A 12,424-nucleotide genomic window follows, 5' to 3' on the forward strand; every position below is an offset into this window, starting at 1 on the left:
CGTGTCTCTGGCCCGGAAACTCGGAGCTTTGGGAGGGTGTCGGCGCGCACGCGCGAGCGTGCACTGGCCCACGCCGCTTACGGCGACGGGCAGGGCATGCGGGGGAATTGCGGGAAAAGCGGAGTCAGGGTTTTATGATGCCCTGTACGCTCGCGTGGACTGCAGCGGCCGTCCTGCTGCGGATGTTGAGGGCCTCCATCGCTTCTTCGATGTGGTAGTCAACGGTATAGCGCGAGCGCCCGAGGATCTCGCCAATCTCGGCCGAGGTTTTCCCCCGGGCGACCCAGGTCAGGCATTCGAGCTGACGCGGTGTCAGCAGGTGGGCCGCCCTTTTCGGGGACATTTGAGCGAGGCGATGCAGTTCGAAGTGAAACTGCGCGCTGATCAGGTATGCCAGCCGGGAGTTGATTGCGTCGTTGACGGAACGCAACGGGCCGGACAGGTTGAACAGCAGGATACTGCCATCGGACTGGTGGACCGGGATACTGAGTCCCGCGCGCAACCCGGCCTCTCCTGCTTCGTCGAGTAGACGACGCTCGGCTTTGCTCAAGCCGATGATGTCATGCCACCGGTAGGGAGCCGACTGGAGGAACGCAGCCCGATGAACGGGGTCGGTGGACGCGTATTCGCGACGCTGGTAGTGCCGCACCCATTCCTGCGGATAGTGTGAGCCGATCATCTCGAGCGACGTTCGCCGGGTGGAGGCCGAACGGCTGCGCGTAACGCGGCTGATCACGTAGTGCGGGAAGCCAAGTTTCCCGGCCGCATGGCCGAAAGACTCGACGAGGGAAGGAATATCGGTGGCACATGCAAGACGCATCACCGGTGCCGGTGCGCCGGTTTGTAGACGATCAGATATGAGTGATGGCCTGTGCTGACGCTCGTTCAGACGGCGTCCAGAGACATGTTTCATGTTCACTACCCCGGCGCTGCCCCAACAGAGTCAGGAACTCCAGGTGCCGCATGAGAACGAGGCCCGCGCGCAACGGCGGTGCGATTCATGCGACACGCGTTTCAGGAGTGAGGGGCCAATCAGAGTCGCGCATACGATTGCCGCAGGTTGCGACACCGGAATGGCCAACTGGACGCGTACTATGCAAGGGCGCGAATGCATTCAAACATTTATTATAGTGTGCCGATTACCGCCCGACGATTCGTGTAAGGGATTGAAATATACCCACTGCATGGGGCTGGGGCAAGCGGACGAGACGGGGCTGAGTCGGCAGGCTAACGGACCAGCAACGCTGCCGCTGAAAACCCTCCGATGCCTCGCGCGAAGAGCAGGAGCGGCCTGCCCGCTACGAGCCCCTCACACTGGGCGAGATTGATGAATGCATCGCTGACGGTGACGTGGCCGATGCGGGCAAAGTTCTCCGCGAACAGACGGTCGTGCGGGACCTGAAGCGAATCGAGCAGCCGGTGCCACGCGGGCAGATCCAGATGGTGAGGCAGGATACGCTGGATGTCGTCCAGTGTGAAACGTGCCTGCTGGACGGTCTGCCTGATCAGGCTGCGCGCCGTGAAGAAGTTCTGCGCTGCCAGGCGCGATTCGTCATTTGCCAGTACCCCTTGCCAGCCCAGCCCGCTGGCGTGCATCGCGATCGCTAGCAGGCGGTTGACGGCGGCACCGCGCTCGATGAATGCAGCAAACGCACCATCGCCCAGAATCCCCTCGGCTTGCATTAACCTTTCCGATGCCAGCGGCATGACGTCGGCACCGACCAGCAGGACCCGTTTCATGTGGGGTCGGGCGATGAACATCGCGCGAATCACGCGCAGTGCGGCGAGGGCGGACGCACAGTGCTGCTGCGCGAAGGAAAACGCCTCCGCGTTGACGAATCCGAAACGGTCACAGAGCAGGCCGGGTAGCGAGTGCGGCGGAGGCGCAACGCTGCCCTGCAGTGTATGCACGTACACGATGCAGTCGACTTCGCGACGTGCGATACCTGAGGTAAGCAGGAGACGCTGGATCGCGCTGGCCGCGAGACCGATCGCAGTTTGCCCATTCGCTTTCCGGTAATAGCGCATCCCCGCCCGTTCCAGCTGCACGACGGTAGTGGTGCTCTGTCCGGTCCGTTGTCCCCAGCTTCGGACATCGTCGACGCACTGAGGAAGATGGAAGGCGACGTGCGGTATGCCGAGATCAGGGATCATAAGACGGACTGGACATCGTTCTGCTGATAGGCTGGGAGGGTGCGCCGCGCATCTCCAGCAGCGCTGTGCCGATAAAGCCGCCTGTCCCGTAGCCCCACAGCAGCACGCGGTGTCGCCGGCCACAGGCGGCGCGGTTGAGTATCTGTGCGAGGCGTACGATGGATTCGGCGGCGCCGAGATGAACGCAATGTTCATGCTGCACACCTGCGTCCGGCCGGCCGAGCAGGTCGGATACTGCGGCCCTGAGCGACGGAATACCTGGGTGCCCCACAACGTCGTTAACATTCCCGTCGTGAAGGCCATGTCGCGCGAGGAGCGAGTCGATCATCGATAGCAAGGGGAATGTCCGGGCATCGGCGACTCCTGCGTCACGGCACACCATGTCAACGGGAACGTGCCGGGTCGCGACATCAAGCAGGTGCACGCCACCTGTGCCGGGGTCGGTTCGTTCAACGAGCATCGCGCCGGCGGCGTCACCGTGCACCATGCAAGTTCCGCATATTCTCGAAAATGGTGGGCACCACTTCTCCGCTGCTACGATAAGTATCGTATGGATGTGCGGTTCAGCGACGAGCAGGTCGGCCGCAAGCCTCAATGCAGTGAATGGCGATACACCATGCTGTTGCGAGACGGAAAATGGAAAGCACGGTGTACCGACTTCGGCACACAGCCGCCCGGCAACGGTGGTCGAAACATGTTCATCGAGGCTGCTGTGACAGAACACGATGACATCGACCGGGCGGGCGTCCGGTGGGCGTGCAGCGCAGAGCGCATTCGCCACTTTTACGGCGAGTCCGGAAAGACCGGTGCCGGTTTCGACAGGCACCATGCAGGTCATGCCTGGCGTTACCAGACCGGAATGCACAGGGTGCGAACCACCGGTTTCCTTACCCGGCCATGCATCCAGCCAGTGCCCGTAGTCGGGATGCCAGGACCTCATCCAGGCATCCCACCCGGGATGACCCGTCGCGCGCAGTGTCGACTCGATCGTCATCCATCGGGACAGCGGTATGGCCTCTGGCACCCAGGCCGTCACTGCGGTGATGACGGGCGGGTTCATGCGCCCCCTTCGGGCGGGCCCGAGCCGTTGGCGAGATCGGCTGGTAGCAGGTCATAGAGTACGCGCCCAAACCGCGACCCACGCATGACATGGCAATCGCGCTGCAGACCGACCGGCCGAAACCCGATCCGCTCGAGCAGGCGTCGTGACCGCACGTTGCAGTCCACGGCCCACGCCGTGACGCAATGCAGCCGGTCCGTTGCGAACGCCTCGTGGAGAAGCGTGGTCGAGGCCACAAACGTCATGTCACTGCACGCTGGGCGCCGGCTGTCGCGCAATACCCAGAACGAGGCGGTGCCAAAGGCATGCGCGAGATCGCTGATGGCCACAAGGCCGCTTGCGACCTTATGGCCTGCCGGTCCGAACATGCGCAGTCGATGTCGACCGCTTTGCATCATGAGCTGCACGGCAAGCAGGGGTAGCGTTTGGCGGCCCTGCCCAAAATCGAACCACTGGTTGATGTCCGGTTCGGTGAGCCAGGTAGCGATGTCGTTCACATCGTTGCTGTCAGGTTCACGGAGCCAGCATGAGCCGGATCCTCCATCCGTCTGGTGGGATCCTTCAGTCTGCTGCGCGAGTGCTCGCGCCTGGCCCTGGCTGTCCACGTCGAATCTCCGGCCGGTGAATGCCTCATGCAGACGCGATGAATGTGCGCAGCGCGGCCTCGACCTTCATCAACAGCATCACAAACCAGTGCACCGTCTGGAACCGTGCCGCCGGCGGGAGGCCTTCCACGTAGCCATGGCCACCGCAAAGCTGCACAAGCTCGCGCGCAACGTTCATCGCTTCGGTGGCAACGTGGCGAGCCATCTGCGATAAGGGGGCGATCTGCGCCTGCGTATCCTGCGCTGCCACCGACCGGAGCACGAGATGGATGGTATGCGCGGACACGAGCATGTCGGCGAGCCGGGCAGCGACGAGCTGATGCGCAACGATCGGCTTGCGGAACGTCTGTCGGGTCGCGCTGTAGGCAAGGGCGAAGTTCACACACTGCTGCACGGCGCCCGAAAGCAGCGTGGCAAAGTAGAGCGCTGTGTCGACGAGCGACTGCCGAACCGGATCCGGGCCGAAGTTGTCTTCGTCCCGGGACACCACCGGGATCGAGGCATCGTCTGCAGGCACGACGGTATATCGTTCGATGGATAGCGCGCCGAACACGGCAACAGGTGCGGCACCGCGGATTTCTTCCTGCCCTGCAGGCAGCGTCACGAGCACGAGCTGCGGACGTTTGTCGTGCATGCGGACCATCAATACTGGCGAGGCGGGGTGCCGACGCAATACCCAGAGACCCGAGGCATCGATGTCCGGAATACCCGGTGCGATCGATGTGCTGCCGTCGAAATAATGCTGAGTATCCCGATCGGATAGCCGGTCGAGCGCATCGTATTCGCGCAGTGTCATCAGTGCCGGGCTGCTGAGTGTCAGTTCGGCCGCGCGTTCCAGCGGACCCGCCGCGAACTGTTCAACGACAAGCGCCAGGTCGTGCCGGCTGATTCCCATGCCTCCCTTCTGCTCCGGCAGGATCATGGCCGCGAGGTCGAGCGTCGCAGCGAGCCTGACCGTTTCGCTCCACAGGGCAGCGTCTGGCTGATGGACGAGCAGCGGTTCGAGGCGTTCGCGCGCAAACTGTCTTGCGGTCGCACGCAGCCCCTGCTGGTCGTCGCTGAGTGCCCACGATGCTGGCGTGAGGTCCGTTATGACGGATCGACTGGATGGCATGATGTTTCTCCTGCTGTTGCGGCGTCACACGAGCATTTCGACGGGTTCGGGATGGCTCAGGAAATGCAGCGGGCTCGCCGAGCGCCCATACGCGCCCGACTGTTTCACCACGATGAAGTCGCCGATATGGGCTTCGGGAAGCTCAATGTCGTCCGCCAGTCGGTCGAGCGGCGTGCACAGGCAGCCCACCACGTGGCAGCGTTCGCGTGCAACACCATCGGGACGGTTTCCGATGACGACCGGAAAGTTACGGCGAAGGACCTGGCCGAAGTTGCCGGAGGCCGCGAGGTGATGATGCAGGCCGCCATCCGTGATGACGAATGTTTTGCCGCGCGAGACCTTGTGGTCGATCACGCGGCACACGTAGATGCCCGCTTCTCCCACCAGATAACGCCCGAGCTCCAGGATCGGCGTCGTTCCGGGCAGACCTGCGCGCATCCCTGGCAGCCAGTCGTGCATCGCTTCGCAGACTGCCTTCACGTCGAGCCGTGTTTCGCCCGGGAAGTAGGGAATACCAAAGCCACCGCCAAGGTTCACGAACCGCAGCGGGTCGGTCAAACCGCTGGCCAGGCGGAGGACGAGTTCAACACTCTGGCGTTGGGCCTCGATAACGGTTGCCGCGTGCAGGCATTGCGAACCCCAGAAGATGTGAAAGCCGGCGAGTGCGACTTCCCGAGCTTCGAGTTCGCGCAGCAGCGCCGGCAACTGACCGACATCGACGCCGAACGGCGCCGCGCCGCCACCCATGCGCATGCCGCTCTGTCCGACCTGAAAATCGGGATTGACGCGGATCGCCACGCTGGGCTGCACGCCGAGTTCCCATCCGAGCGCAGTGACGAGCCGCAACTGAGTCTCCGATTCGACGTGCACATTGACGCCGCTGGCGACTGCGCGCCGCAGGTCGTCGTGAGACTTGCCGGGCCCGGCAAAGCCAATGTCCGCCGGGGCGGCGCCGGCGTTGAGCGCGACGGCCATCTCCTGCGCCGAGGCGACGTCGAACCCGTCAACCCATGCGGCCAGACAGTGGACCAAAGCTGGCATCGGATTCGCCTTGATCGAGTAGTGCAGATGCATGCCGGAGGGCAGCAGGCTGCGCAGTTCCCGGATGCGGGCGTCGATCGCTGCGCGGTCGTAGGCGAAAAACGGCGTACGTCCTGCCCGGTCGGCCAACTCACGCACGTCGACGCCGCCGAACTGAAGCCCGGAGGGCCGCCGGATGAAAGTCAGGTTCACGATGCTTTCTCCCCAGAACCGCTCGCGAGCGAGGCAAGCCGGGCATGCAGCGCCGCCCTGTCGAACTTCCCGTTGGGATTGCGTGGAATTTCCGGACAACTCACGATGTCCCGGGGAACCATATAACGCGGCAGGCGCTGCATGCACCAGTCGCGCAGATCGTCGATACGTATTGAACCACCTGCCAGGACGACGAGCAGCACGATCGCTTCACCAAGCCCGTCATCCGGGATACCCAGGGCAACCGCTTCCACGACGAGGCCGCTTGCGTGAACCGTTTCCTCGATTTCCTCCGGGCTGATCCGGTAGCCGGAACTCTTGATCTGGGCGTCATTGCGCGCGATGAAATAGAGAAAACCCTCGCTGTCGCGCCGCACGAGGTCACCGGACCAGACCGCCATATCGTGCGGCGCTCCGCCCGGTTTCGTTTCGGGCGAAGGACGGTAGCGTTGAGCGGTGCGTGCCGCGTCGTTCCAGTAGCCAAGTGTGACGCATGCACCCACATGCACGAGCTCGCCGGCTTCATCGGGAGCGCACGGTGTGCCGTCCTGCCGGACGACGAGCACCCGCGCATTGGGAACGGCCTTGCCGATCGAGTCGGGCCGCCGGTCGACCTGTGCAGGATCGAGAAACGTGGAACGGAACGCCTCGGTCAGCCCATACATCAGGAAGGGCGTGGCTCGCGGAAACAGCGCCCTGAGTTTCTGCAGCACGGGCAATGGCAGGCGACCTCCCGTGTTCGCGAAGTATCGGAGATTGTTGCGCGCCCCGTCGGGCCACGTTGCGGCTGCAAGCTGCATCCATAGTGGCGGCACACCGGTAATCGCAGTGATGTGCTCGCGCTCGCACGCGCGGACGGCATCATGCGCGCTGAGGTAATTCAGAAGGACCGCTGTTGCGCCCGCAGACCAGGCCGAGGTCAACTGGCTCAGCCCCGCATCGAAGCTCAGGGGCAGAACGGCGAGGATGCGGTCTGACGGCTCGTGGCGCAGATAGTCGGCTATGCTCCAGGCGCCTTCGAGCAGGTTCCGGTGGCTGAGCATCACGCCCTTGGGCAGCCCTGTCGAGCCGGACGTGTACAGAAGGGCGGCGAGGTCGGTATCAACGTAGGATACCGCCGGTCCCTGGATATGGGTATCGTCGGGGCGGCCGGTGTCACGGCCTGGCCAGCGATGAATCCTGACCGTGTTCCCGAGGCTGGAGACTGCCGGTTCAGGCTCATCCACGAGGATCAGGTCGGATACTGGCGCAATGCCTTCCGCAGCCAGTGAGCGGGCGCGCAATGCGGTGGTCACGAGGCACCGGGCACCGCTGTCGCGAAGCACGTGGGCCACCTGGTTCGGTTTCAGGAGCGGATTGACCGGGACGAACACGCAACCCGCCGCGCAGGCGCCAAGCATCGAGACGACGGTCTCGATACGCTTGTCAAGAAAGATCGCGACGCGCTCCCCCGCAGCGATGCCGAGGGTGGGCAATGCCTGCCCGAACGTGTGGCTGAGCTGCAGCAGTTCGTCGTAGGTCACGTGGACATCGCCGCAAACGAGTGCCTGCGCATCAGGTGTGCGGCGGGCTGCCGACTGCACAAGGTCAAGGAGGTTTCTCATGGCCGGATCGCTATGAAGTTCAGGATCAGTGGCGGATCACCATTGCGCCAAAGCAGCCGGCAAACCCGCTGGAGAACAGCAGGGAGTGCGAGCCCGGTTGCCCGCGTGGCGCGGTGTGGAAGTTGATGAACGGGTCTGCACCGAACACATGGCCGAGGTGCCCGAAGTTCACGGTGAAAAGGCACTCCTGTGGTACGGACAGCATGGTCACGAGGCGGGACCATCCGGGAAGGTTGACGTGGTGGGGCAGGACATGGACGAGTTCGTTACCCGTGATGCCCGCCTGTCCGAGTGCCGTGCGCATGGTGGTGAATGCCGACCAGTAGTACCGGTCATCAGGCACGGGCTGCAGATCGTCGTCGGTGCCGCGGAAGTAGCGACCGTCCGTATAAAGATGCAGTCCCGCGATGCAGTTGCGGTCGGTGCCGCGCTCCAGCAGGATTGCGCATGCGCCGTCGCTGTGCAGGGCGAGGTCCTGGATTGCGCGCAGATGATCGCAGCCCGCGCCCATCACATCCGCGCAGACAACAATCGCCCGCCGGATGGGCCGACCTCTGACGGTGAGCACCCGCAGCATGCGGATAGCTGCGATCGGCGAGACGCAGTTCTGCTGCACCACAGAGAACGCAAGTGCGCGGGTCAGGCCCATACGGGACTGGATGAACGAGGCAGTACCGGCAGGCGGCGCCATGACGCTGCTCTGGATCGTGTGCGTGCACACGAGCGCATCGATGCTTGCGGGTGTCGTGCCGGTATCCTCGAGCAGGGCGGCAACCGCTTCGCATGCAAAGATGACCGGTGACTGCGCTGCAGCATCGTGGAACTGCTGCACACCGTTGCGCAGCAGTGCGCTCGCGCGCGTCTCGGGCAATCCGCAACGACTGGCCCACGTGATCGCATCGACCGTGCGGGACGGAAGGCTGAATGCGATTCCGGACAGGGACAGCATGGAGTCGGGCAGGGGCGTAGACATCGCTAGCTCCCGCGAAACTCGAGGATCGCGCAGGCGGTCTGTCCCTGGAATCCGGCCGACCACATCAGGATGCGCTGACCGTCTGCCGGAGCAACCGATTGCAACAGCACGTCGAGTTGCGCGGGCGCGTCTGCGGCACACAGGTAACCGATGTCCCCCGGATCCGGATACCACATTCGCCCGGCAGGCAGTCGGGCCTGTGCGCCGACCTCGCATGCCAGGGCTGCGTTGATACGCGGAGGCACGATCCAGTCAAGTGCAGCGGGTTTCAGGCCCGCCTGCGCACACGTCTTCCCGATGACTTCGACCACGGCCGCTTCGTCGACAAAGGTCTCGTGCGGCGCAATGGCAACGGCGGTGGCGGGCGTGCATACCATAACGCTGCGTACGTGCCATCCGGGTCCGGCGTGGCGCCTGACCAGCACGGCGGCTGCCCCATCACCCAATGCGGTGAGCGTTCCGGTCTGGCGGGAGAATGGCGGCAGCCACCGTTCAGCCGCGACGATCAGTGTGGCGTGCATGCGCTCGTCGCTGGCCATCATGTCGGCTGCCACCTGCAGCGCCAGGAAAAAGGACACGCCCTGGAGCTGTCCGATCGCAAACGGCACGCCCGTTGAGCCGAGTTCGCTGTGCAGGCGACCCGCGCACGAGAGCGAGAGATCATGCTCAAAACTGTTGGCACATACGATGATCTGGTCGGGTGCACGATTGTCCTTCGGGCGGCACCGCCGGACAGCCTCCCTGGCTACGGCTGACGCCATTTCCGAGAGGGTGAGGCGTGGCTCGCTGGTGACGCGTGCCGGCATTGTGGCGCGCCCGGACGGATGATCCACGGCAACGGGAGCTGTCGCCTGCCGGCGCCAGCGCAGCGTGTCGGCATAGACTGATTGCATGACGGCCTCCCGCACGGAGGTGGGCGTGGCCGTCGGCTCCCGTACCAGCACTTCGGGTCGCACACGCGTCTGGGGTACGTACCGCGCCGTTGCCGCGATGCAGAATTGCCCGTGCCCGTGGTCAGTTGCTTCGTACATGGGATTCCACGAAGGTGACCAGATTGCCGAAACGCAGAAAGAGGTCAGATGAGAGATCTTCGGGCGCGAGCGTGAAGCCGAAGCGCTGTTCGAGTTGAAGAAGCAGGTCTGTCATGTTCATTGAGTCGACGCCGACGTCGAACAGGTTCGTGTCATCCGCGACCAGGTCCGCAGCCGTGGTGCTGCCGATGGCCGACAGCAGGCATGACCTGATGGTGGCGGCGATTTCCTCGCGTTCGGGACCGGAGGTGGTATGGGTCATGGGAGTATCTCCTGATCAGGTCTATGGACATTGGTCGCCAGGCATGACGATGCAGTCGCTAGGCGGGTTCCGCGATGTTCCATGGACGCGACGTCGATCGTTGCGCGGCTCGCGCGATCATGAGCCGCTGCAGGTCGCCGGTGCCTTCCATGATGTCGAACGCCCTGGCGTCCCGGTAGCCCTGTTCGAGCGACGGACAGGCGGTGATGCCATCGATACCCGCAAGGTCAATTGCAGCGCGTGTCACCCGTGCTGCCACGCGGGAGGCAAACGCCTTGGTCATTGAAGAATCCATCGACGTGGCGGTTCCCTCATCGGTCTTCCAGGCCGTGCAATGGCAGAGCAGCCATGCGGCCGTGATCTGGCGGTCGATGTCGAGCAGGGCTGCTGACACGCTGGCCGAGCCTTGCCGGTTGTCCGCGGGCTTGCCACCCGCGTCGAGCCAGGCAGCGAGGTCCGCGCGAATGCGCCGGCACGTACCGACCATGACTGCGGAAAGCAGCGGCCTGAAGTAGTCCCAGGACCGCTGCGCACCCGAGAAGGCATCGTCGAGCGGCTTCTCGTCGCCGCGCGCAAGCAGCGCGTCATCGGTGACCTCGCAGTCGGCGTACGAGAGTACGGCAAGCTGGGTGGCGCGCAGGCCAGCCATCCGCTCGATGCGTGACACCATGAACCCCGGCGCGTTGCGTTCCACCAGGAATGCACGGATACCGTAGCGTCCCATCTGCCGGTTGATGGTGGCAAACGTGATCACGCAGTCGGCACGCGCGCCGTTCGTGATGAAACACTTCGTGCCGTTCAGTACCCAGCCGCGGTCCGTCTTCCGTGCGCTGGTACGCATGGCGGTGGCGTCGGAGCCGCAGTCGGGCTCGGTGATGGCGAAGGCTCCCCAGCGCGGCGTGTCGGATTCGAATCGCCGGAAGAACTGCGCTCGCTGCTCCGCCGAGGCGAGCGCGAGGACAGGTGGCGTGGCGAGTCCCGGGCCCGGCAACGCAAGCGCGAGGCTTGCGTCGGCCTCACCGAGGTAGGCCATCAATGTCGCCTGCGCTACGAGAGGCTGCAGCGCCGGACAGCCGCCGTACCGGGTGGGCACAAGGTTCATGTTCAGGGCGCGCACCTCATCAGCACGCCAGGGAGGGCCGATGATCTCACCGGTTGCGTCCGATTCGAGGCTGGCGGTGCGCATATGCCTGGCAAGCAGTTCTAGGTCGAGTCCGCGATCTGCGAGCGCTGTATCGATGTTGTCGATGATGTGAACCTGTTGCGACGTCTGTTCATGCCGTGTCATGACGCGTTCTCCCAGGCGGGCGCATCTGTGCCCAGTACCGATTTTCACGCGAACCCACTGATGAGGTTTGCGTGTCGTCTGGCAATGAGCGTAGGTATCAGAACGGAGGGCGTCACCTCCGAACATTGGGAGGGTGTTGTATCGAGGGCGTTCGGGGGGACATCGTCGCGGTCATGCGGCGGCGGATGACCGATAATGACGTTCAGATCAAACGATGATGGCCAACTACGGGTGTGACGTATGGCAGCGCGAAAACAGACGACAGAGAAAAAACCGTTGCTGAAGCGAGACAAACGGGGGCCCCGCACGACCAAGCGGGGAGACCAGGTCGCCGAACTTATCAAGACGTGGATTAGCGATGGCAAGGTGCGGCCAGGCGTTCGATTGAACAAGGAGGCAGAGCTTCAGGAAATATTCAACGTCAGCCGCGGCTCGATGCGCGATGCGCTCAAGGCACTGGAGGTGCAGGGACTCGTGCGTCTGAGTACAGGACCGGAGGGTGGTGCAACGATTACGCGAGTGCCGCTCGCCCGCGCATTTCAGGCGATGCAGAACTACCTGTTTTTCGAGAGCATCAACCTTGAGGACATCTATGCCGTGCGGCGCGTGCTGGAGCCGCTGCTTGCGGCGGGCGCCGTCGCGCATCTGACGGAGGCCGACCTGGCAGCGCTCGAACGCAGCGTGGAGGTGTGTGAGCCGTTTGTCGCAAGCCATAAGCATACGCTCGACCAGCGCCACGAGGACATCCACTTTCATGACGTGCTGGCAGCGGCAAATCCGAACGCCTTTCTTCGCTGCGTATGCCAGATCATCAACCAGATGCTGCACAGCCTCGTGATCGTGGCGGGCAACGTGACCCAGCGGGATTACCAGGAGTTCGGGCGGCAGACTGTCGCTGCCCACCGCGCGATTCTAGATGCCGCGAAGAGGCGCGACGCCGGTGCGGTGGAGCAGCTCATGGCGGCGCATATGGATGAAGCGGAGGCGCAATTGCGCAAGGTGCACGCAGCCTTGCGCCAGAAACTGGTACTGGATTCGGACCTTGGTCTGCACCTCGGCAGAAAGGGCGGTGACTGACGGACGGACGCCCGAACCGTTGA

At 63.8% G+C, this 12,424-nt stretch carries 12 protein-coding genes; 1 reads left to right on the forward strand and 11 read right to left on the reverse strand.

The features are described 5' to 3' along the window. Positions 1 to 124: 124 nt before the first annotated feature. From PQQ53_RS30160 to PQQ53_RS30210, 11 genes are all read right to left on the reverse strand, one after another. The gene (locus PQQ53_RS30160) at positions 125 to 913 is read right to left on the reverse strand and encodes a helix-turn-helix transcriptional regulator (RefSeq protein WP_408328264.1); all 789 of its coding nucleotides are present in this window, start codon (positions 911 to 913) and stop codon (positions 125 to 127) included. A gap of 314 nt (positions 914 to 1,227) precedes the next feature. After that, positions 1,228 to 2,154, reverse strand: coding sequence for a 3-oxoacyl-[acyl-carrier-protein] synthase III C-terminal domain-containing protein (locus tag PQQ53_RS30165; RefSeq protein WP_408147952.1), 927 nt, complete (start codon positions 2,152 to 2,154; stop codon positions 1,228 to 1,230). Further along, positions 2,144 to 3,214 (reverse strand): 3-oxoacyl-ACP synthase, encoded by a 1,071-nt coding sequence (locus PQQ53_RS30170; RefSeq protein ID WP_408328267.1) that lies wholly within the window; start codon positions 3,212 to 3,214, stop codon positions 2,144 to 2,146. Before PQQ53_RS30170 ends, PQQ53_RS30165 begins: the two co-directional genes overlap by 11 nt. Further along, positions 3,211 to 3,819, reverse strand: a complete 609-nt coding sequence (locus PQQ53_RS30175) for a GNAT family N-acetyltransferase (RefSeq protein ID WP_408147956.1) — start codon at positions 3,817 to 3,819, stop codon at positions 3,211 to 3,213. The genes PQQ53_RS30170 and PQQ53_RS30175 overlap by 4 nt, the downstream gene beginning before the upstream one ends. Before the next feature lie 25 nt (positions 3,820 to 3,844). After that, positions 3,845 to 4,933 (reverse strand): acyl-CoA dehydrogenase family protein, encoded by a 1,089-nt coding sequence (locus tag PQQ53_RS30180; protein WP_408328270.1) that lies wholly within the window; start codon positions 4,931 to 4,933, stop codon positions 3,845 to 3,847. A gap of 24 nt (positions 4,934 to 4,957) precedes the next feature. After that, complete coding sequence (locus PQQ53_RS30185; RefSeq protein WP_408328272.1) at positions 4,958 to 6,166, reverse strand: pyridoxal-dependent decarboxylase, exosortase A system-associated; 1,209 nt, start codon at positions 6,164 to 6,166, stop codon at positions 4,958 to 4,960. After that, a complete protein-coding gene (locus PQQ53_RS30190) occupies positions 6,163 to 7,770 on the reverse strand; it encodes an acyl-CoA ligase (AMP-forming), exosortase A system-associated (RefSeq protein ID WP_408328275.1) in 1,608 nt (535 codons plus the stop codon). Before PQQ53_RS30190 ends, PQQ53_RS30185 begins: the two co-directional genes overlap by 4 nt. A 25-nt stretch (positions 7,771 to 7,795) precedes the next feature. Further along, on the reverse strand, positions 7,796 to 8,743 hold the full coding sequence (locus PQQ53_RS30195) for a 3-oxoacyl-[acyl-carrier-protein] synthase III C-terminal domain-containing protein (protein ID WP_408328277.1): 948 nt from the start codon (positions 8,741 to 8,743) through the stop codon (positions 7,796 to 7,798). Positions 8,744 to 8,745: 2 nt separating this feature from the next. Beyond that, entirely contained in the window at positions 8,746 to 9,636 is an 891-nt protein-coding gene (locus tag PQQ53_RS30200; RefSeq protein ID WP_408328280.1) for a 3-oxoacyl-[acyl-carrier-protein] synthase III C-terminal domain-containing protein, read from the reverse strand. Positions 9,637 to 9,757: 121 nt separating this feature from the next. Further along, a complete protein-coding gene (locus tag PQQ53_RS30205) occupies positions 9,758 to 10,036 on the reverse strand; it encodes an acyl carrier protein (protein WP_408147967.1) in 279 nt (92 codons plus the stop codon). Between the two features lie 58 nt (positions 10,037 to 10,094). Beyond that, positions 10,095 to 11,324 (reverse strand): acyl-CoA dehydrogenase family protein, encoded by a 1,230-nt coding sequence (locus PQQ53_RS30210; RefSeq protein ID WP_408328283.1) that lies wholly within the window; start codon positions 11,322 to 11,324, stop codon positions 10,095 to 10,097. A gap of 240 nt (positions 11,325 to 11,564) precedes the next feature. On the opposite strand from PQQ53_RS30210, the gene PQQ53_RS30215 reads away from it, so the two are divergent. After that, entirely contained in the window at positions 11,565 to 12,401 is an 837-nt protein-coding gene (locus tag PQQ53_RS30215) for a FadR/GntR family transcriptional regulator (protein ID WP_408328286.1), read from the forward strand. Positions 12,402 to 12,424: the final 23 nt, after the last annotated feature.

The sequence above is a fragment of the Paraburkholderia strydomiana genome (assembly GCF_046030495.1).
Taxonomy (GTDB): domain Bacteria; phylum Pseudomonadota; class Gammaproteobacteria; order Burkholderiales; family Burkholderiaceae; genus Paraburkholderia; species Paraburkholderia strydomiana_A.

What these genes read in the sequence shown, in the direction of transcription:
- PQQ53_RS30160 (WP_408328264.1), bottom strand. Translation starts at nt 913, where the DNA reads ATGAAACATGTCTCTGGACGCCGTCTGAACGAGCGTCAGCACAGGCCA.
- PQQ53_RS30165 (WP_408147952.1), bottom strand. Translation starts at nt 2,154, where the DNA reads ATGATCCCTGATCTCGGCATACCGCACGTCGCCTTCCATCTTCCTCAG.
- PQQ53_RS30170 (WP_408328267.1), bottom strand. Translation starts at nt 3,214, where the DNA reads ATGAACCCGCCCGTCATCACCGCAGTGACGGCCTGGGTGCCAGAGGCC.
- PQQ53_RS30180 (WP_408328270.1), bottom strand. Translation starts at nt 4,933, where the DNA reads ATGCCATCCAGTCGATCCGTCATAACGGACCTCACGCCAGCATCGTGG.
- PQQ53_RS30190 (WP_408328275.1), bottom strand. Translation starts at nt 7,770, where the DNA reads ATGAGAAACCTCCTTGACCTTGTGCAGTCGGCAGCCCGCCGCACACCT.
- PQQ53_RS30195 (WP_408328277.1), bottom strand. Translation starts at nt 8,743, where the DNA reads ATGTCTACGCCCCTGCCCGACTCCATGCTGTCCCTGTCCGGAATCGCA.
- PQQ53_RS30200 (WP_408328280.1), bottom strand. Translation starts at nt 9,636, where the DNA reads ATGCAATCAGTCTATGCCGACACGCTGCGCTGGCGCCGGCAGGCGACA.
- PQQ53_RS30205 (WP_408147967.1), bottom strand. Translation starts at nt 10,036, where the DNA reads ATGACCCATACCACCTCCGGTCCCGAACGCGAGGAAATCGCCGCCACC.
- PQQ53_RS30210 (WP_408328283.1), bottom strand. Translation starts at nt 11,324, where the DNA reads ATGACACGGCATGAACAGACGTCGCAACAGGTTCACATCATCGACAAC.
- PQQ53_RS30215 (WP_408328286.1), top strand. Translation starts at nt 11,565, where the DNA reads ATGGCAGCGCGAAAACAGACGACAGAGAAAAAACCGTTGCTGAAGCGA.